This is a genomic window from Coprobacter fastidiosus (genome assembly GCF_982245605.1).
Genome location: NZ_CEVCIF010000016.1, coordinates 15,038 through 37,139 on the forward strand (window position 1 = coordinate 15,038; position 22,102 = coordinate 37,139).

Here is a 22,102-nt window from a genome sequence, read left to right on the forward strand (position 1 = left end):
AGGTACATCAAAAAATTAATATAAAAATAAGTTTTGAAAATTAAGAGCTTGTCAAAGTTTTACTCGGGGATCGGTTTGAGAATTTCTTTCGTTTTTACGAGGAGGATAGCAGGTTATCCGACAAGTAAAAAATTCGAAAATAACCTGATAATATTTCCTTATCGGAAAATTTAGAATAGAATAAAAACGAAAAGAGGCATCCGTAATATCCGGATACCCCTTCTCTCATCCAAGTATTTAAAGCGTATTATGGTCTCCAAATAGGATCACCGGCACTATCCTTTCCAATAAAGGATGCATCCTTAATCAAGAAATTTCCGGAAGAAGGATCAGTAAACAAATCTGCCGCCGACTTTTCATAATCGATTACACCATCCATCGATGAAGGAGCAAAATCTGTTGTTTTATAACAATTCGTAAATGTCGGTTTGGTCGGAGCTTTAGTCACTTTAGGAGTTCCCGAATAAGCCGACCCGAAAATACAATTTACAAACTCGAATGTAGTCAAAGATTGAGTGGCATTAGCTAAATCTACTAAATATTTGCCATCCAAAACCGTCTTATTAAATGTACAATCCGAGAATGAAATAACATTATAAGCCGTAGGAGCATTCTTTGCCCGTAATAAATACTGAATGCCATCGAACGTCGAATTAGTTACGACAATCGATTTATATCCTCCTCCCGCACTGGCTTCACTTTGGAATACTCCATAATCTTTCAGATCTCTTATTGTCGTATTATTTACCGTAACTTCCGGAGCTAACGGCGACGTACTGCGTAAACTGAATATTCCACGCATATTTTCGATAATGCAATTATCGATCTCTATCTTATCGAGTTGAGTCTGATCTGCCTCACCTTTTATCACATAAGAAGCTTGCGTCCCAGAACCGATAATATGAACATTCTCAAGAGTCAGAGACGGCATTTGAGTAAAATTGAATTCTTTCATTTTAATTATCGGCAAATTGGTTCGGTTCGCTTCAGTAACAATACCTTTTATCGTTACAGATTTACCCACCGGAATGATAAAGCCGGTATCAGAGCCATCTTCCGTTACTACATTCAAAGTTGTCCCCGCAGCAATTTTGATCAAAATATTCCCTTGTGTAGTTGCCGCTATCAATGTATTGATATTCTCAGTAGTCGTGTTATCGATTTCTATAATATCGGTACCCGGAAGCACATCGGGCAAAGTTGTTACATCATCTTCATCGAAGAGTGTCGCCCCGTCATAAGCCTCCCAATGATAAGTCGTCAATGCGGTCAGATTTTCAAAAAGAAGAGTATTATCAGCTAACTCCGCAGCATCCTCAACCGACTTTACGATCGCACCCGCAGCATCTTTTAAAACAATCTTTGTCACATTATTGACCGATCCCTCCGGAACTATCCATGACAAACGTATCCATGTTGCATCTACCGTGGTAGAAAATTCCACGTTTACCAGTTTTTTTGTAGTAAAAGTTATCACCTGAGAATACTTAGATTCAGGTATTCCCTGAGTAGACATACACTTGATACGTGCCCAATAATCCGTATTCGGAGTAAGCCCCGTTGCCGTATAAGCATTTGTTGTTATTTCCTGATTCTCTCCGTATGTTTTATAAACTTCGGCAAAATCTTCCGTAAGACTCAGCTCTATAAGATAATAGCTGGCTGCCGGAATATTTTTCCATGTAAAATCGACAGTCGTCGAAGTTTCATTCGTCGTCTCAAAAGAGACCGGAGAAAACAACCGATTATAGCTTTCATCCACATCGAACTCCGAATCGAGACAAGAAACAAGCCCCGTTGCCAGTACGATGACCGAAGACAAAATTATATATTTTATATTCTTCATTTTCACGTAGTATTAATGGTTAATTAAAATCCGTAACTGTTAGACAGTTTGCCTTGAGATGAGCTGATAGTCGATTCGTGGATCGGGAACAGATGGCGACAATAATAAACTTTATCCAATCCGCCCAAAATAGCATCGATCTTATCACTGGCTTTAGCGATATCCGTATCCTTTTTCTTAAACCAATTCACGCTATCCCAATCTTTTCCTTCTACACCTTCAGGAACACCGTTTTCACCAAAATAATCGACAGACGATTTATCGATAGTAGATCCGTCGGAATTATACTTAAAGTAAACAAGTTCCGGCAGAGTTATCTCATATTCTCCTGCATACATTTGTTTTAAAGTCGTACGATACTCTGCAACTTTCTGACTCAATTCTCCCCAACGTATCAAATCGAATTTACGAATCGCCTCTCCTCCGAATTCAAACATACGTTCATCCTTGATCACCTGCATCAAATCAGAAGCATTATCGACATAAGCATCTACTTTCGTAGCCTGCAAAGCATCAGAGAAATTACGTCTCCGCACCTCTTTCACATAAGCACGGGCTTCACCAAGGTTTCCATCACCGCCATTCTCCGCAAGCCATACATTTGCTTCCGCAGCCATTAACAACACATCCGAATAGCGCATAATACACCAATTGATACCCGTCATCAATTTATTCGTGGCCTCTTTATTCTGTGTAATATAAGCTTTCAAATTACGCACATCCCACTTTGCAAACGTAAATTCATACAGATTACTAAACATCTCTTCTTTTTCCGTTCCCGATTTATTATAATTATACGGAGCGATAGTTACATCACGACGCATATCATCCCGATCAAAACTATACAAATAATAAGCATTGGTCACAACTTGCACCGAATTATTACGCCCATAAATCGCACTTTGATAAAAACGAACACCGGAAGTATATCCTACCTCACCGCTAAGTCCGAGACCAAGACCGACTTCAAACAGATCTTCACTCTTCTCTCCATATTTCTGCTGAGTCTGGTTATCAAACACTTTCGCAAAAGTGTCTTCCAGACCATGAGGATTATTCGGATCTTTAATAATCGCATTGCAATTTTTCAATGCTCTCTCATAATAAGACTTCTGTACAGAAAAATCAGGAGTTTTCAAAGGGAAGCCCGGAAGATTACGCATAGAATATCCGGCACAAGCCAAACTCATACGAGCAGCCAACCCATAAGCAAAACCCTTTGACACACGTTCCACATTAGCAGAAGATTCCAACCAAGGCAAATACCCGGCAGCCTCCTCGGCATCAGCAATAATATGTTCATATATTTCATCTCTATCCGTTGCCGGCAGATAAATATTCGACCCATCACTATTGGTCGGCTCATCCTTAAAAGGAACGTCTCCGAAATTCCGAACTACTTCAAAATAAAGCAGTGCCCGCAAAGTCAAAGCCTCCCCGAGATATTCTCTCATTTGAGCTTGTTCATCAACTGTTCCGGATTTTAACAATTCACTGTTCCGGATACCGTCAATAGCGACACTCGCCATCTCTATCGTCTTATAAATTGCATCCCATTCTTTAGAAATAGCTGTATTATCAGAAGTCCCGTTATAATTTGCCAAACCGGAATTCTTCGTATCCGTAGGATTAGAAGTTCCATAAGTATCACAATCGCTTCCCGATCCGTAGGTAAACTGCAGCCGAGAGCCATAAATCTGATCTTGAGGTAATTGAGCATAAATACCCAAGATTGCCTGATCGGTATATGCAATTGAGTTGTATACGATATCCGGAGACAAATAAGAGGCAGAATCCGTGTCCAAATAATCTTCGCACGAAACCAAACCGAAGCAAAGTACCGACAATAATAAATATGCTGTTTTTTTCATTTTAAATCGATTTTTAGAGTTATACATCCTACGATCAGAAACTTACATTAACACCACCGATGAATGAACGACTCTTCGGATAAGCAGAATAATCTACACCCGGAGTCATGGCCGTACTGTTACGAGTACTTACTTCCGGATCAAATCCGCTATATCCGGTAATCACGCAAACATTATAAACTGTTCCGTAAATGCGAAGATTAGTCAATCCCAGTTTCTTAACCCAACGTTTGGGGAAAGTGTAACCCAATGTCAGATTATTAAACCGTAAAAACGATCCGTCTTCTACTGCCCACGAGTGTAAAACGGCAGTTGTCATATACGGACTCCATATCGTCGCATTTTTATTGATCTCTGCCAATCTTACAGGATCATTATATGCCAGATAACCGGTTGCCGGATCGATATAGGTAAATCGGTTCTTCATCTCTTCTACAAGATTATTGTATTTCCGTGATCCGGAATAACAAGAATTATCTATTTTATTCGCATTATACACATCATTACCAATAGAGAAATTAAAGAATGCCGACAAGTCAAATCCCTTATAACGAGCTGTCAGGTTAAACCCTCCGATCAAATCAGGATTGGCATTTCCGATCACAGTCTTAGCATCCGTACTGGTAGCTATATTTCCATCTTTATCTACCAATTTCAATGATCCAGGACCAAAATATTTAGCACCTATCAAAGAAGCAGCCGCTTCTGTTTTCGATCCGTCAGTATCACCTTTCAATCTATACGGATAAGTCCCCGTTCCTATATAATCGAAATCATCAAAAGTGTACATACCTCCGGTAATATACCCGTACATTTGCCCCACAGCTTCACCTTCACGGATAATATAATCATCAAAAGGAGCAGCACTATTTCCATTCCACCTAGAAGAATATGTTTTATAATTAGATTCTCCGTTCTTAAACTTTTCTACTCTATTCTTATTAAAGCCGATATTGAACGATGCACTCAAAGAAAAATCTTTCTTATTTACGATCAAGGCATCTACATTGAACTCGATCCCTTTATTCGAGGTACGTCCGAAATTCTGATATTGTGTTGTATAACCGCTACTCGAAGCGATAGGAGCTTCGATCAACAGATCATGTGTCGTATTCCAATAAAAATCGAGAGCTCCGGAAACACGAGAATTCCAAAACGAATAATCGACACCGATATTCCGGGTCAATGTCGTCTCCCACTTCAGATCCGGATTTGCCAACTGTTTCCCGGGAACTAAATAAGAAACGATCTCCCCGTTAATATAATAATCCTTCACACTCTCCGTACCATTATAAGTATTTTTCCAAAGGCCATCCGAGATGCGGTTATTTCCGGCAGTACCCACACTTACACGTATTTTCAAATCCGATATCCAGTCATAGTCAACCATAAAAGGCTCACCGGAAACTCTCCAAGCAAAAGCTGCAGAAGGAAAGAATCCCCAACGATTACCCTTTGCAAATTTGCTCGATCCGTCGGCACGGAAAGTTACCGTAGCCAAATAACGATCTAATGCAGAATAGTTAATCCGTCCGAAGAATGAAGACAGACGATTCGGCAAAGCAATCGTCGTTTCCGTAGGCTGAGCCTTTCCCGCCGACATCATAGCCAATATTTCACTGGTTGTCATCGATTGAGGAAAGAACTTTGAGTTAGCTACCAGTTCTTCCGAATCCTGAGCATAAACCTCTTGTCCCAACACGATATTCAAATTATGACCCTTCACAAAATTTCTCTGATCATAAGTCAATGTATTAGCGATACGATATGAAGATCCGTCTACCTTTGTAAAAGTTGCAGATGGTTTACCAGCTTCTCCTTTAGCAGTCGAGGTCGAAGGCCCCCAAACTTGCTCAGTATGTTCGCGCTTAAATTCATATCCCCATTCACTCCGAAAAGTCAACGGCTTGATAATTTTCCAATTAACCGCAGCCTGATAGTTATTTGAGAATCTTTTTCGTTTCTTGTATTCATCATTTGTAGACTCTACCGGATTATACAGCAAACTGGAAGATGTAACATCATCATCGTCATCATACTCCTGATCGACACCGAAAGAACTGATCCCCTTTACCGGCGCATACTTCAGCGAATTACGCAAACGGGTAGTCGAACCGCTCCCCGAAGAAACTCCTGCGCCATCAACAATCTGATAGTTCAAACGGGTATTGAAATCGAAGCTTAAATGCTTATTGATTTCGGTTTTCAACTTAAAATTGATATTGCTCTTCTGAAATCCAGAGCCTATCATTATACTATTCTCATCAATATGATTCAATCCTAAACTGAATTTGGTAGCTTTAGAACCTCCGCTAATATTCAAGTTATAATTTTGCTGAAATGCCGTACGGCCGAAAACCTCTTTCTGCCAATTCGTTCCCTGCTTAGATTTATAAATATCCAAATCTTGATAAGCTCCATAAAGACGATTAAAACCGGTCTCCGGAGTTGTCTTGGAACTGGGATCTAACTCATATTGCCACATTACATAATCATAAGGGCTCATCATATCCAAATATTTGGTGATCTTCTTAGCTCCCCAATAAGCATTAAAATCAACGGTGATTTTCCCTTCCGTACCCTCTTTTGTCGTAATAAGAATAACCCCATTAGCTCCACGTGCCCCATAAATAGCAGTAGACGCAGCATCCTTCAACACACGCATATCCTTTATATCCGAAGGAGAGATATCTCCGATACTATTTACCGGGAAACCATCTACAATATAAAGAGGAGAATTATCTTGAGTTATAGAACCTCCCCCACGTACACGTATCTGTATTTCCGCATCAGGAGAACCTTCCGTCGTCGTCACTTGTACCCCTGACAAACGTCCGGTCAAGGCTTCGGCTGCAGACGCTACAGGAATATCCTTTAACATCTTCTCATTAATAGAAGCCGTTGCACCGGTCAACTCACCTTTACGCACTGTACCATAACCGATTACAACCACCTCATCAAGATCTTTCGCCTCTTCGTGAAGCACGATTTTAAATGTCGATTGTTTTCCCACCGTAACTTCATGAGACTTAAAACCCACATAAGTAAAACGCAGAACCGACTTATCCGAAGGAACTTTAATTTTAAATTTACCGTCGATATCGGTCATAGTACCCTGAGTAGTACCTTTCACTCCGACAGATACTCCGATTTGAGGCTCACCCTTCGCATCGGTAACCGTACCAGAAACTTGTCGTCCCTGAGCATACGCACCAAAGCTTAATAAGCACATCAACAGAAGAATACCCAAACTTCTCAATTTCAGATTTTCGTTCATTAGTACTTGGATTTAATGTTAATGATATATGATTTATTAAATTCATGAAACTATCAAAAAGATATGTTTTCCGGTATTACAAAAGGCATCCGATGAAACGATCGTTTTTTCAGGACAACCTTTTTCTCAAAATAACCACGCACTCGACTTTACAAGTCATACATATTCAATCTTTTATTTTTTATTTCTCCGGAGACTGTTCAAGTCCAATCAAACGACTGTTTTTCTGGACAACTTTCTCTATCGAAAAACTAAAAATGAACTCTTACAATTTCACACGGCTATCATATTACAAGCCCAAAAATACACCGAATACAAACGGCAACATGAGCATAAATTGTCACTTTTATAGGATTTTTTGATAATATCTTCAAATAAAACTTTTAAAAGCTATTTCGTTACTCTAAACCAATCTATATCCACCCAACCTCCATCATTGACGGCTTTAGGGCGAGTAATAAACAATCCCACTTTAGCACCGATCCATTTACCGGGTTTCGCCGTAAAGTTTTCTCCCAAAGAAATAAACTTCTTGCCATCTACACTATAACTGAATGAACAGATAGCTTCTTTCTCGGAATCTTTCTTAACCTTTACTCTAAGAAACAACGTATTATCAGATAACTTTACCGACGCATTTTCCTCTTCCTTTCCTTTCTTATCAGCCTTACGGCACACATTCTGTACCAAGATCAATCCGTCCGCACGATTTTCAATTGCCAACACGGCATAATCTGCCCCCATTACAACCAAACCTGTCCGTTCTCCAGTATATTTAGAAGAAGGCGCAAATGAGACCTTCGTTGTCACCGTAAAATCTTCCGTTGGAAATTTTTGTAGTAACAAATTCGGGACATCCCATAAATTAACCTGATTTTCGGTATAATAAGAGTAAAGCCGTAACAAACTATTACCTCCGTCACAAAAATACCATATCGGTTTAGGATTTGCCTGCCATTGCCATTGCAAACCTAACTCTAAAGAGTCGAATTCATCGCTTTCTGCAGGCGTTTCAATAGAATAAGTTTTCCCGACATTCGGTTTCTTATAAGAATACACAGGACTCCCGCAACCATCCCCATCTTTATCGACTCCGATTACAGGCCATCCGTCAACCCACTTCATCGGCTGCAAATGAACTACGCGACCATACGCTTCTTTATCTTGAAAATGAAAAAACCAATCCTCTTTTCCATCCGGAGTATCTACCCATGCTCCCTGATGAGGTCCATTTATATTCGTATTTCCCTGAGCCATCACAATTTTCCACTCATACGGACCCCATATATTTTTAGACCGTAAAACTGTCTGCCAGCCTGTCGGTACACCTCCGGCAGGAGCAAAAATATAATACCAGCCGTCTCGCTTATAAAATTTAGGACCTTCTATCGTTGCATTGCCAATATGTCCGTCAAAAATAATTCTGGACTCCCCGATCGCCTGTGTCCCGTCCGGAGTCATACGGATCAATCCCAAAATACTTTTCAGACCGGCACGACTTCCGGCATAGCCATGTACTATATAAGCATTACCGTCTTCATCCCATAACGGACAAGTATCGATAATCCCTTTAGCAGCTTTTACCAATACGGGGTTATCCCATTTCCCGGCAGGATCTTTAGATTTTACCATATAAATTCCCGTGTCGGGATCACCATAATAAATATAAAACTCTCCCTGATGATATCTTATACTGGGTGCCCAAACCCCATTTCCATGTTGCATCTGAGAAAAGCGTTCTTCCGGAAGCAAGCGTTCAATAGCTGTTCCTATAATACGCCAATTCACCATATCTTTAGAGTGAAGAATCTGAAGGGCAGGTATACATGCAAAACTCGAAGATGTCATATAATAATCATCGCCTACCCGACAAACGTCCGGATCAGAATAATCAGCATCTAAAACAGGATTCTTATACTTTCCGTTTCCCAAATCGGAGACCCATACTTGCGAGACATAAGATTGTGCAGAAACTGTTCCCCAACAAAGTAATAGGCAAATTACAGCAGTCCATATATTCTTCATAGCACTTATTAAATTAGTTGCAGTGCAAAAATAAACACCATACAAAATCAAAAGGGGGAAATTTCGACAAATTACGAGGATTTTTTATACACACTTTCAACACACGTTTTTCTAAACCAATCCCCTCCCAAAACAGATTCGGGAATATATAAAGACACATCATCTTCATCCAATTGCGATGACCAAGAAACTCTGGATTCAGGGTCTGCACCTTCGCCGGCAGAAGCATACTCGGCATAACGGGCAGTTTTTTCATTTGCTGCATTTCGCCAATTATGCCATCCCTCCGGACGAATATGTTTTCCCATCCTGCATTCTAAAAATACCACCGAGGCATATGGTCTCCAAGGACGACCTAAATACACGTTAACAACTCCTTCTGCAGCAGTCAAATTACACTTATAAAAAACATAACCGTTCTTATGATTCTCCGGCGTAGATGCCGCAGTAATATAAGAATCGGATTTGCTGTGAAGAATACAATGATCAAACCAACATGTCGCCGGACCGAAGATATAATCGGTAGTTCCCTCTATATAACACCGATCGTAATATTGCCGGCTATTCTCATTCCCTGTAAACAATGTATCTTGATTTCCCAACAACCGACAATTACGAACAGCCACACAGTCTCCTTCTACATGCAATGCTACGGCCTGCCCGACTCGTCCCGCCCGATTCTCTACCGTAAGATTTTCCAACGTTACACGATTCCCTCGTATTTGTAAGGTATAAGTACGAAATGTCCCCATCCGGCGCAACGAATCATAATCATCATAATAAATCAAAGTCTCCTCCGGACCGTCACCTTTTAATGTTATGTCGCATTTCCATGAAGGAATCTCTACCTTTTCATAATAAATGCCTTTTTTTATATGTATTACACGGGGTACAGGGGTAAAATCACGGACAGAATTAATAGCATCCTGTATAGTTATAAAGTCTCCGCTACCATCTTGAGCCACTACAATTACCGGATAAGCGGTATCGGCATAAATAGAAAAAACAAGGACAAAACTTAAAAAAAACGTGCAAGCAAATGTTTTCATGGAACATCCTCTATTTATTAATACAATCAGGCTGCAATATACAATTTCTCATTTTTATTATACATAAAAGGGGGCTAATTTTTTCCTGTTCTTTAGAAGCTGTTTAAATTTTCCGATAAAAAATCATATATACAGACTTTGGAGAGATACTTTCGAATATGATTCTCTGAAAACAAAAATTCACACGTAACAGAAGCATAAAACAAATTGTTCTCAAAAAAAAATACTCACAAAGAAAAAGAAACGGTCCAGGAAAACATTCCAAACCGTTTCTTTTACAAACACTACAGAATACTTAATAGCAAAAGGCTCTTTATTCAGAGCCTTTATATAGATATTAGTATTTGATCAAGTTCACCAAAAGGTCACCTTCAACTTCCTCGATAGTAACCTTATCTTCACGTGACAACCAACCCAAAGCAGCATATAACTGCTTATCTTTCAGTTTAGTCACCTTTTTAAGCCCTTTCAAAGTTAAACCTTCGCTTTCATTAAGGGCATTCCATACGAGTCCGGCATTCAAACCGATTTCTTCTCTGTCCATAACTTGTTGATTTTAGAATGAATAAATATTGTAAAATCGTTTTTAGTAACAGTTCTTTGCAAAAATACGACTTTATTTTTATAAATTGAATTTAAAGTCTGTTTAAATTTTATAGAAATATTTTTTAACAGCCTATCCTAATAGTAACAAGTCGATTTTCAAGCCATTAAGATTATTTTAATTTAATATGGGTTATTACCCTTCCACCTTAAACAACCTCGAATTTTCTGAAAATCAATCTTATCCTTTCTTGAATAAACTCTAATCAGGACTTTTAATATACACCAAAGGCCGACTCCATTAACAACAACAGAACGGCCCTTTTGGTTTATTTAATCAACACAAATAAAAGCATTCCACACTTATCTCTCCATTTCAAGACAGAGCATAATAAAAGGTGCGACACCTTTAGGATCATTATCCCTAACGATTTCATTCACATAATAGTCAAACGAACCGTCTCGATAAGGTTTTCTTCCTCCTAACCCGGCGACACCGCAAATACGAGTCAAAGAGACGATACCTTTATCATCCACTACTATAAAATTATCCAAAATACCCTGATAAGCCTTTTGAGCGATCGACAAACTTTTTTCAGGCAAATATCCTTTACGCACACCTTTAGCAATCGCATAAGCATACATAGGCGTACAAGACATTTCCAAATAATTACCTTCCCTTTCCGGCATATCTACGACCTGATACCAAGCTCCCGTACGTTGATCCTGATATTTCGGCAATATTTTCACAAGATCATTTAGAATCAAAATCATTTTATCCCTGCCCGGTTGATTTTCCGGAATAAAATCCAAAGCATCTACAATAGCCATCATATACCAGCCTAATGCCCTACCCCAAACATGCGGAGCTTGCCCGGTTTTTAAGTCAGACCAAGGCAATGCCTTTATCTCGTCCCATGCATGACGATAAAGACCGGTTTTCTTATCATACGTATGTTTCGCAATGATCAAAAACTGACTTACAACATCTGCAAAATCTTCCGGTTCATTAAATGTTGCGGCATATTGAGCATAAAAAGGTGATCCCATATAAATTCCATCGAGCCACATTTGATACGGATATATTTTTTTATGCCAAAATCCTCCGTCCGAAGTACGAGGCTGGGAAGCCAACTGTGCCCGCAATGTATCCATTGCGATTTTATAACGCGGATCTTTTTCCCGTTCATATAGTCTGAACAAAATCTTTCCCGAATTTACATGATCCAGATTATAATTTGTCTTTTTATAGCCATATATCCGACCATTCTCGTTGATCATCGTATCGGCAAACTGTTTTACATATTTATAAAGATAATCTCCTCCATAGCGGTCATAAACATCCAAAAACGCCTGACATTCAAGTCCATGACAATAATTCCATTTCAATTTTGTAGAGAAATCGAGCATCCATCCCTCCGGATTACGAATAATCTCAGACTGACACATCCTTACCGACATCGGAAGTTCGGGATTCACTGCCCATTTTGTTTTCGATTTAGCGAAAATTCCAGAACAAGCCAATAACATCATCAACAAAAATACGGACTTTCTCGTCAGGTCTTTCAAGGTTTGTTTCATATAATTAGCGTTTTAAAATTACTTCGACTGATAAATAAAAATATTCCTCTACTTTTTCAAGACTTTCAACGTCTTTCTTCCCTGCTCTGTTAGCAAAGAAATAAAATAAGTTCCCTTATTCAGCATCGAACCGCCTATGCTCCAATTGTACATTCCGGCACTCTGAACACCCCGATCCCAAGAACGTACAAGCTGCCCGGAAGCAGAGATCAATGAAATTTTTGTCCGGGTTCTATTCTTTAATATATAAGTAAGCGTCAGACTATCCCGAAATGCAGTTTTATCGATCCTTATCTCCGGGGACAATTGCTCTGCCAAAATATTCGAAGGGCTCATATCCTTACTCAAGCCGGAAATCTTGACATCCTTCAAGCAAATCGTTTTCCCATTTGCCACAGAAGAATACCAAGGATATATACGTATATAAAGAATCTCTCCAGCAGATAACTCCAACATCGGATTGACCGAAATTTCGTTCAAGACCCCGTTCGACATATTTTTCTGCTCACTCAATGTCATTACAGCCGAAATATCGGAAGATTTGAAATAACGCGCCCGATAGCACATTCCATTTCCTCCCGAACCGGCAATAACGAAACTGATATTATCTACGGTAAACGTTTTTCCTTCCGGTATAGAAATTCCGAACTGAATATAACGATCTGCGACCTCATCCTCTTCTTTAGGCCATGATCCTCCCAAAATCAAGTTTCGTTGAGATTTTTCCGAAATACCACCCACACGGTTATAATCCGAAACGGACATATTGCTCCAGCTTTCGGGAAGAGCCTCTATTGGTCCGGATACAACGGATTGCTCGTCTCCATCCAGTTTCCAAACGACTTCCGACCGCACTCCGGTCGATGCATCCAATCCCGTTCCGGAAAGGAGTATCTCTTTTTTCATCGCTCCGGTAGTCAAAGCTAAAGTTCCGGTTATATCTCCCGCTATACCAGGGACAAAACGTACATAAAAAGAAGTATAAGCCAACTCTCCGTTTTCATAAGGCAACCTCAAAAAAGAAGTATAATCCCCCTCCTTTATCAAAGAAACTTCATATCCTTCAGTAACAGTTATCGTCACCGAACCGTTAGCCGGACCAAGAGACGAACCGCTGACAGAAAAAAGATACTCCGATGAAGAACCGACATAAACCATTCCGAAATCACACTCCGATGACGGACTGACCATTAAAGACGGAGCAACAGAAAGACAATCCGACAAAATGTTCTGTCTTAACAATTCCTCAGCCGCTAATCGGGCAAAAACAATAGCGCCATTCATCTTAGTATGCGTTCTATCTCCGGAGGCATATAATTCCGAAAGGGCTTTCGTCTCGCCATATTCTTCCACTAAAACTCTTGTCAACTCGGTATGATCGACGACAGGAGTTCCGGTTTCTGCAGCAACCTCGCGAACAGCAGCGGCATAATCTCCGTCCGCCGTTATATGCCGCCCGGTCTCCGAGATCTTATTTCCGGAAAAATTACATCTTACAACAGGGGTAAATAATACGGGTACTCCCCCGGCAGCCTTTGTCTCGGACACGAACATTTTCAAATTCGATTCAAACTCGGGAATAGTAGAACCGGTTCCTTCCACATTTGTCTTCTCATCATTATGTCCGAACTGTATCAAAACATAATCTCCCGGAGATATTTTTGCTTTCGAAGCATTCCATAATCCTTCCGAAATAAAAGATTTACTACTCCGACCGCTTCGAGCATCATCAATTACCGTAGCGGCATCCGACAAGACGAACATAGATAATGTTTGCCCCCAACCCACCTTTTCGGTAGTTGAAGGATCATATTCAGCCATCGTAGAATCCCCGATAGTAATTATCTTTACCTTCGCATGTACGGAAAACGTAAAAAACAAAAACAGTATTACCGATCCCAAAAACCTCATAATCAAAAACACAATAAACCTAAAACAATCTTTTTACCTTACACTCACACGAAATACATTTACTTGTTTGCCCGAGACCACACGCAAAACATAAAAACCCGAAGGCAATTCAAACGAAACACTTTCTCCGTCTCCCGTTTTTTTCAGAACAGCGCTCCCGTTTATTGCAAATACATCTACCGTAACATTACCCGATATACCCGCAAAATGAATCCGATTTCCCGAAACACAAACTCTCATATCGCTATTCTGTTCCAAATCCGAAATAAGACCTCCCGTCTCCGAAGATTTCAATGTCCATCGAGAATCACCCACTTCATCCCCGACAAAATAGTCAGTAGTCAAAATATAAGAATCATAGTCTTTCGAAATGACAGAAGCATTAATCCGCGTATTGATTTTCAAGTCACCGGTTACCTCATTCTCAATCAGGCAATTTTGGATATACGCCTCATCATTCAATACGACTTTTTTCGTTTCAAATCCTGAAATTATACAATTCTCCAATCTATAAACAGAACCGGTACAAGCCCCGGTAGCAATAATCTCATTAGACGCTCTTGCCGCATTTCCGGTCTGAGTCTCATCCGCATCCGTCCCGCAATCCAAAATCGTCACGTTGCTCATTTTGAAATTCAGAGGTACAGCCCCCCCATTTACAAAAACTCCCCCCGAACAATTAAAAAACGAACTATTTGTCAATTCCGTTTCCGAAAGCTCAGCTTTAGCAAATCCCAAAACAGAATAATTGGGGCTTGCCTTACACATATCATGAAAGACCGAATTATCGACTTCCAACTTACCGATTACGGCAATATTCGTCTTGTCATCAGCCCGAACAGCACCACGCCCATATCCGTAAATCTCGCAATTTCTAAACGAAATTTCCGGAATCGTCTGAGCTTCCCCCGTGACGCTGATCAGATATTTGCTGTCAGTCGGTTCTCCATCAGGACGATCATAAAATAAAATAAGACCATCTAAAGCAATACTTGCTCCATTTTTAATTTTAAAAGTCACCTTTTCCAACACCGGAGGTTCTATCAAGCCCGATTTAGCCTTTATCGTGATATTTTTATCTACCGTCAACTCCTTTCCTATAACCTCGCTTGTCACTTCCAGCACATCTCCGGCAGAAGCATTCTTCAACAATGTCTCCAAAGAAGTCGGGACAATAGGCGTATAATCTACAACTTTATTTTGATTCTCGGTAATCTCTGCAACAAGGCTGTTCATATACACTTCAAGATTCGTATAACCCTCAGAGTTAACAATCTTTCCGTCTGCCGCATTATTTTTATTCAATCCGTGAGCCTCTTCCCATACATCGGGAATCCCGTCACCGTCCGTATCTATCAATTCCGCTTCTGTTACTCCTCCGTCCGATAACTCCGGCCATGCACTTGTCGCCCCTTCCGGTTTAACATCATCTGGTAAATCTATTAATCCCAGTTTACTTTTCGCATCCGCAGAAACGCTTCCGGTATAAGTCGTTATCCCGTACTCCGTCTCCCTCACTATGCGGGCATCCACTTCATCCCTTGCAAGAGAGCATCCCGCATACAATAAAACACGCCCCAATGCCTGAGTTGCCGTATGAGTAGTTACAACATCCGTTTCCAAAGGAGTATCTAATTTAATGGTGTCTTTTGTAACCTGAGTATATAATCCGTCACAAGAATTATTGTCGATCTGTTCATAAATACCTTTCGTCCAATTATCTTTCGTTACGTCCGAATAACCTTCGACAACATTTCCATCGACATAATATTTCCCCCAAACATGTTTCATGGGAGCAAAATCAGGGTATTTAGAAACATAGCTTTCCGTACGAATGCCGATTCCGGCAATCCGATACCGCACCTTAGCAGAAGTTGCCGCACTTTTTGTTGCCGGTCCGGGCTTATAATAATTATTTACGATATTTATTTTCATTCCCTCACCACCATAACAACCATTACCCGACCAGTTATAAATTACATTATTCCTCAAATCCATATATTCTCGTGTCTGAGTTCCCGCTTTCGGACCTAAACGAGGAGCTCTGCTGTCATGATGCGCCAATAAGTTATGATGATAAGAGGCCTTAGCACCACCCCAGTTACCTCCATATCCATGCGTGCCTTTTTCATGTCCTGCCGTCCGCAGGCTTTCTGAAATAATGCACCATTGTAAAGTCAAGTTATCAGACCCGTACAACGAACAGCACTCATCTACAGACCAACTGATAGAACAGTGGTCAACAATAATATTCTTTTTTCCCCATCCGCCTAAAGCATCTTCCTCTGTTCCACTCTCATTTCCCATACGGAAACGCACATAACGGATGATAACATTATTCGCCGACACGGATACCGGCCAACCTGCGATACAAATACCTTGTCCGGGAGCTGTTTGTCCGGCAATAGTAATATCGTCATTCGCTATCTTCAACGTACTTTTCAGAAAAATAGTCCCGGCAACATCAAAAACGATTGTTCTCGCTCCTTTCTGCACAACAGCATAACGCAAACTTCCCTTCAATCCGGTATCTTCAAGCGTAGTCACATGATAAACAGTTCCGCCTCGTCCTCCGGTCGTATAACGACCGTGTCCCTCTGCTCCGGGAAATGCCGGCGTTTGCGCCTGCACACAAACCAACGAAAGTATCGAGATTATAATACAGATAGATATGTTTTTCATTTGTAATAAACTTTAATGATACAAAGATATACATGACCAGCACTTAACAATGTGTAGGAATCAACAGAATAGGTGCATTTATTGTTATTCCTTGTTCCTGCTATTCCTCTTCTATAAAACTTTCTAAAAAATAAAAGTCCGGAAGTATAGATTCTTTCCGGACTTTCATCTCAAATACACACATTAATAATTAATAAATGCTATCACAACATTTTGAACACACTTGTCTTTTTTTCTGAAACGATACGAATAATACAAGGCTGAACAGTGCTTATCCGGAAAGTACCGTCCGATACTTTTTCCCGTGCCAAGACTGTACCCGTTAAAGAATAAGCGCTTACTGTCGCCGATTCCGGAATATTTCTAACCACGATCTCATCACCGTTTCGATAAGCAATGTAATCCGGTAAATCAAGAGTTTCTATCCCGGATACATCAGCCTTAACAACTTCCGACAATTCGCTCAACATACCATATTCACTCACTCCCTGAACTGTATATTCATCACCGGACTGCATCAGCTCATCCTCATATACCAACTCCGCCGCATCTGCCTTTACAAAACCTATCGTAGATCCATTCTTTTTTACGACATAACAGATGACATACTTCGAAGCTTCCCAACTTAACGTCTTACCTTCTATCTTCAAACCGGACGGTGCTTCGACACTCTCCGTCATAATCGCCGGATCCCAATCATCACTTCCACTCATTACATTTTCGATCGTATAAGCTGCAGCCTCTTCATCAGTCAGCGAATTTTTGGCGTAACCTTCAATCTTATTCTCTTTCATGGTTACTCCGTTCTCATCTTTTTTCGGTTGTCCGGTAGATTCATCTATAATTGTTTCTCCTTCATAGTAATAATAATAATCATTACGCAATGACACATCGACCGGATCTCCGTATGCATCTACGGTTTTATAGTCTGCCCATATTTCCGGAATACCTCCCATCGTAAAATACCAGCCTTTTGCATAAACAGGGACTTTGCATGTAGTATATAAAAATACCGTCTTAGGCGAATCGTGCCAAGGTCTGCCGAAATAAAGCCCTTCGACATCAGCATTTCCGTCGATAACGCAATGATCAAAGACATAGCCCCACTTTTCTTCCTTCTTATGATTCGGTGCAACGATATATCCTCCCGATTTACGGGTATTATACAATGTACATTTATTAAAGAATACATCCCCGGCTCCATAAATATAATCGACAGCACCTTCGATAAAACATTCGTTCAAGAAATGACGTCTCCCCGTTTTATTCGAAGTAAGGTAAGTATCTTGATAGCTTCTCAACTTACATCTATTCAAGATAGCCCGGTCACTATAAGTACACAGAGCAAGGGCTTGAGGTCCGTCCTGCGCAGTTATTCCGTATTCGTTTTCAAACGAAATGCCCGTCGCATAAAAATTATCTCCGGTGACATATACGGTAGCCCCGTCAGTTGGAGAATAGACAGGCTTGCCCAAATCATTATCCCCGCTGACTCGGTCGTCCGAAATAATAACACTCTCCGCATCCTCCCCGATCAGATGAATATACGGTTTTGCAATTTCAAGATGGCCTTGATATTTTCCCGCTTTAATATAAATCAACCACGGAGATGTACGGTCGGAAGGTGCGGCATCGATTGCTTCTTTTACAGACGTATAATCACCTGAACCGTCCTGTGCTACTACGACATCAAAAACTTTTGCGATCGGGTCGGGACGACTCATTGTCGTAAACGTTACTGAGAAAGCTTCATTAGGTATCCCCGATACATTGGTTACAAAACCGGCCGGAATATCGACAGAATAAGGGGTATTGTACGCTAATTTCGTATAAGGCAAAGTAACAGACGTAGATCCATATTCAGGGACTAAAGAGATTCCGTTCAATACGACATCTCCCGTACCGGCTTTTATTTTTTTGTTAAAGTTCAGAATTAATGCTCCATTCGCAGAAGCTGAAGAAGAACCCTCAGCCGGAACTGACGAAGCCAATACGGGAGCTTCCGGATCATATTCATTCTTAGGATCGGCAAACACGAATACATTAGCCAAAGTCGTACCGTCATTCCCCGAACCCAATATCGTGCTTGTTTCATCAGCAATCCAACGAATATAAACCATAGATTGATCCTCCGCTTCAACAGGAAGTTTTCCGATACAATCTTCCCACAACGACTGTCCATAAACCGAAGAAAGATCTATCGTCACAAGGTCTTTAAAATTTTTATTATCTAACGAATACTGCATTTTTTGCTTAGAATATACTTGATAACTTCCGGACATCAGCGATGTAACCTCTATATTCGTATATCCTTTAGTCGAAAACTGAGCCTGAAAATAACGCCGGGAACTAAAATCTGTCGTCCAAAGCCGAGCATTTGCATGTGCCGGAGTGTATTCTGCAGCATGGTATAACCAATTTACCGATGCTCCGGTCGGTTCATAAGCCGAAAGCAACCCCTGATTCGTAGATTCAGAATAGAACGGTGCGGGAATCTCTTTTCTTTTTTCAGCACTGGCAGCATCATTAAAATCCCAGCCTACAATAAAGTCCTTTTGATCGAAATTCGCTGAAAGCTCTACATTCCCGGTTATCTGAACAGTACGAACTTTTTCTGTCTGACCATCGCTCCAGCCTCCGAATATCGTCACAGGGTTATCTACCACTGAAAGCGTCACGATAGTTCCTTCCGGATAAAAATTATCCTCTGCTTCAGGAGAAAAAGAGATTTTACCCCACCGAGAACCGTTGACAGAAACAGTCAGCTTATACAAAGTCAGTTTATTGAAATTAGCGGTTATTTTCCGATCGGTATTTAAAACAAGTTCCAACTCCGGATCGCTTCCCAGTACCGCACCGCCATCATCATCCGTCCAGTTTACGAATTCATATCCAAAAGCAGCCTCTGCAGAAATTTTTACCGTCGAATTTATATCATAAGTCTCCGATACCGGAAAAACAGATATATTCCCCGCACCTTCGATATTCGTTTTTGTACTCAACGTTACCTGTTCGGCCGTAGAAACATAATCGCCATAAATGTCGAGACTAAGCAGGAATGCATATTGAGAACCATTCAAATTATAAAAGCGGATAGATACATTCTTTTGTTTTTCTTCCGGAATGGAAATAGAGACCAAATGTCCCTGTGTATCTTTATATTTCTCGTTATTAGAATCATAATAGTATGTCCCGTCCAATGGCGTATTGAAAATCGTTTCCCACTCAGACTGACCTTCATACTTTATCTGCACACCCAATCCCCGATCATTTCCGGTAGCAGCTTCTACAAATTCGATCTTCGTAACCGACTCCAAAGCAGAAATTTCGATAGCAGAATTATCCTTCTTTTCTGCCCGAATATAACCGGGAGTCACATAAGAACTGGTAAATTTAGAATCTGTTCCTGTCGGAGAAACAACTACCTGAGACAAAGAAAAAGAAAAATCCTCGTTCGAAAAATGAGTCTTTGCAGGTACAACGACTGCATCATCGCTTGCAGAAGAAGATTCCCAATCTTGAAATGTCGTAGAATACAAAAGTTTCTCTTCTGCACGGATCGAACCGATCACCGACAAACATAAAAGAAATAAAAATCCGAATCGTTTCATCATCTGTTTCATGGTTATAATTTTATATTTATACTATTTAACTGTTCCTATTATCTGAGGATACCACTCATCGTTTCCACCCAATACATTTCTTAAAGTTATCTGATCCGCCTCTTTATTCGTAAGCTGATGCGACCAGCTAACCCGACTTTCACAATTTCCACCCTCACCCCGACTTTTATACTCGCCATAAAAAGTTGTCTTTTCAGCATCGGGTTTCCTCCAATTATGCCACCCTTCAGGAGAAATATGGCTACCCATATCACATTCAATAAACAAAGTCCGGGCAAAAGGACGCCAAGGACGCCCCAAATAAACATTTTCGACAGAGTGATCTGCCGTCAACCGGCAATTATGGAAAACATACCCGTATGCCTTTCCTGCCGGAGTCGCCGCTGCAGTAAGATACCCTTCTGAACGTTTACTGTGAATTGTACAGTTCTCGAACCACGCAGTAGATTTTCCGAAAATAAAATCGACCGTTCCTTCGATATAGCAGCCTTCGTAATATTGCCGGCTATCTTTATCATAAGTATAAAGAGTATCCTGAAAGCCCAGAAAACGACAATTCCGGAATATAGAACGATCTCCGCTCACAAAAACGGCAACAGCCTGTCCGACAGGCCCTGCACTATTCTCGAAAGTCATATTCTCAGCTATAAAATCCGGAGCGTAAACATAAAATGAAGCAGAACCCGAAGTAGACATCTCCTCTCCGAATACATTCATTTTAGAAGCATAATCATCATAAGTCAAAATAGTCTTAGTTCGGGACTCTCCCATAAATGAAACATTTATTTTACTCTCCGGCAAAATAACCTTTTCTTTATAAACACCTTCCCGTATATAGATCGTCGTACGCCCTTTTTTCCTGAAATCAGGTACTGCATCAATGGCCTCTTGTATAGTAAAAAAATCTCCGCTACCATCTTTAGCTACAACGTAATCATACATCACGATATGAGGAGCAAGAGCAGGAATAGTTTCTTTTATCGCCTCGGCGACCATACGGGCAATTAATCTCGCGCCTCGCACATTAAGATGAGTATTATCTTGTTTTCCTTTAGGCAATGCAGCATAAATTCCCGGCTCGACCCAGACAAAAAGAGAAGTAGATTTTTCTGGTCCGTACTTTTCCAATAAACCGGCAGACATTTTATTTAAATCGATTAATAAAACTTGTTTTTCCTTAGCAACAGTTCTTACTGCATCGGTATATTTCCCATGCGTATCTGCTAATGTACCGTTCGGATTAAACTTTCTACGGACAATAGGCGTAAAAAGTACCGGTATCGCCCCGACTTTTCGGGTCTCATCTATATATTTCCCTAAATTTATCTTATAGTCGGTTTCCGCATCTGAATGACGGGCAGTATCAGCTTTTTGATCATTATGCCCGAATTGGATAAACACATAATCCCCTTTACGAAGTTTTTTCCGTACGAGTTCCCAATGTCCTTCATTTCTGAAACTCCGCGTACTGCGTCCATTCAAAGCTCTGTTATCGACATGAATATCCGGAGTCAAAAATCCGGGGAACATCTGTCCCCAACCTCGTTCAGGATTTCCGCCCGAAAGAGATTTATCGGCCATTGTCGAGTCTCCGATCATATAAATGACAGGAATGCGCTCGACATCGAACGAACAAAAAATGCACGTAAATAATGTAAATAAGATATAGTAGGATGTGTTCTTCATTTATAGAC

Annotated in this window: 11 protein-coding genes; all 11 read right to left on the reverse strand. The window is 40.5% G+C overall.

The window, feature by feature from the left end; genetic code table 11:
- Positions 1 to 247: 247 nt before the first annotated feature.
- Positions 248 to 1,846, reverse strand: a complete 1,599-nt coding sequence (locus AC0UMU_RS05825) for a DUF5123 domain-containing protein (RefSeq protein WP_009319623.1) — start codon at positions 1,844 to 1,846, stop codon at positions 248 to 250.
- Between the two features lie 23 nt (positions 1,847 to 1,869).
- Positions 1,870 to 3,717 (reverse strand): RagB/SusD family nutrient uptake outer membrane protein, encoded by a 1,848-nt coding sequence (locus AC0UMU_RS05830; protein WP_022390359.1) that lies wholly within the window; start codon positions 3,715 to 3,717, stop codon positions 1,870 to 1,872.
- A 34-nt stretch (positions 3,718 to 3,751) separates the two neighbouring features.
- A complete protein-coding gene (locus AC0UMU_RS05835; protein ID WP_288641122.1) occupies positions 3,752 to 6,994 on the reverse strand; it encodes a SusC/RagA family TonB-linked outer membrane protein in 3,243 nt (1,080 codons plus the stop codon).
- Positions 6,995 to 7,384: 390 nt separating this feature from the next.
- A complete protein-coding gene (locus AC0UMU_RS05840) occupies positions 7,385 to 9,019 on the reverse strand; it encodes a glycoside hydrolase family 43 protein (RefSeq protein ID WP_288641123.1) in 1,635 nt (544 codons plus the stop codon).
- 71 nt (positions 9,020 to 9,090) lie between these two features.
- On the reverse strand, positions 9,091 to 10,068 hold the full coding sequence (locus tag AC0UMU_RS05845; RefSeq protein WP_288641125.1) for a pectinesterase family protein: 978 nt from the start codon (positions 10,066 to 10,068) through the stop codon (positions 9,091 to 9,093).
- Between the two features lie 337 nt (positions 10,069 to 10,405).
- Positions 10,406 to 10,612, reverse strand: a complete 207-nt coding sequence (locus AC0UMU_RS05850; protein WP_009319618.1) for a winged helix-turn-helix domain-containing protein — start codon at positions 10,610 to 10,612, stop codon at positions 10,406 to 10,408.
- A 362-nt stretch (positions 10,613 to 10,974) separates the two neighbouring features.
- Positions 10,975 to 12,192, reverse strand: coding sequence for a glycoside hydrolase family 88/105 protein (locus AC0UMU_RS05855; RefSeq protein ID WP_022601176.1), 1,218 nt, complete (start codon positions 12,190 to 12,192; stop codon positions 10,975 to 10,977).
- A gap of 48 nt (positions 12,193 to 12,240) precedes the next feature.
- On the reverse strand, positions 12,241 to 14,103 hold the full coding sequence (locus tag AC0UMU_RS05860) for a GDSL-type esterase/lipase family protein (RefSeq protein ID WP_278714676.1): 1,863 nt from the start codon (positions 14,101 to 14,103) through the stop codon (positions 12,241 to 12,243).
- A gap of 33 nt (positions 14,104 to 14,136) precedes the next feature.
- The gene (locus AC0UMU_RS05865; RefSeq protein ID WP_473979893.1) at positions 14,137 to 16,785 is read right to left on the reverse strand and encodes a DUF4957 domain-containing protein; all 2,649 of its coding nucleotides are present in this window, start codon (positions 16,783 to 16,785) and stop codon (positions 14,137 to 14,139) included.
- Between the two features lie 203 nt (positions 16,786 to 16,988).
- A complete protein-coding gene (locus AC0UMU_RS05870) occupies positions 16,989 to 20,408 on the reverse strand; it encodes a pectinesterase family protein (protein WP_278714677.1) in 3,420 nt (1,139 codons plus the stop codon).
- Positions 20,409 to 20,429: 21 nt separating this feature from the next.
- Positions 20,430 to 22,094 (reverse strand): pectinesterase family protein, encoded by a 1,665-nt coding sequence (locus AC0UMU_RS05875; RefSeq protein WP_278714678.1) that lies wholly within the window; start codon positions 22,092 to 22,094, stop codon positions 20,430 to 20,432.
- Positions 22,095 to 22,102: the final 8 nt, after the last annotated feature.

What these genes read in the sequence shown, in the direction of transcription:
- AC0UMU_RS05865 (WP_473979893.1), bottom strand. Translation starts at nt 16,785, where the DNA reads ATGAAAAACATATCTATCTGTATTATAATCTCGATACTTTCGTTGGTT.
- AC0UMU_RS05870 (WP_278714677.1), bottom strand. Translation starts at nt 20,408, where the DNA reads ATGAAACAGATGATGAAACGATTCGGATTTTTATTTCTTTTATGTTTG.
- AC0UMU_RS05855 (WP_022601176.1), bottom strand. Translation starts at nt 12,192, where the DNA reads ATGAAACAAACCTTGAAAGACCTGACGAGAAAGTCCGTATTTTTGTTG.
- AC0UMU_RS05840 (WP_288641123.1), bottom strand. Translation starts at nt 9,019, where the DNA reads ATGAAGAATATATGGACTGCTGTAATTTGCCTATTACTTTGTTGGGGA.
- AC0UMU_RS05875 (WP_278714678.1), bottom strand. Translation starts at nt 22,094, where the DNA reads ATGAAGAACACATCCTACTATATCTTATTTACATTATTTACGTGCATT.
- AC0UMU_RS05825 (WP_009319623.1), bottom strand. Translation starts at nt 1,846, where the DNA reads ATGAAGAATATAAAATATATAATTTTGTCTTCGGTCATCGTACTGGCA.
- AC0UMU_RS05860 (WP_278714676.1), bottom strand. Translation starts at nt 14,103, where the DNA reads ATGAGGTTTTTGGGATCGGTAATACTGTTTTTGTTTTTTACGTTTTCC.
- AC0UMU_RS05845 (WP_288641125.1), bottom strand. Translation starts at nt 10,068, where the DNA reads ATGAAAACATTTGCTTGCACGTTTTTTTTAAGTTTTGTCCTTGTTTTT.
- AC0UMU_RS05830 (WP_022390359.1), bottom strand. Translation starts at nt 3,717, where the DNA reads ATGAAAAAAACAGCATATTTATTATTGTCGGTACTTTGCTTCGGTTTG.
- AC0UMU_RS05835 (WP_288641122.1), bottom strand. Translation starts at nt 6,994, where the DNA reads ATGAACGAAAATCTGAAATTGAGAAGTTTGGGTATTCTTCTGTTGATG.
- AC0UMU_RS05850 (WP_009319618.1), bottom strand. Translation starts at nt 10,612, where the DNA reads ATGGACAGAGAAGAAATCGGTTTGAATGCCGGACTCGTATGGAATGCC.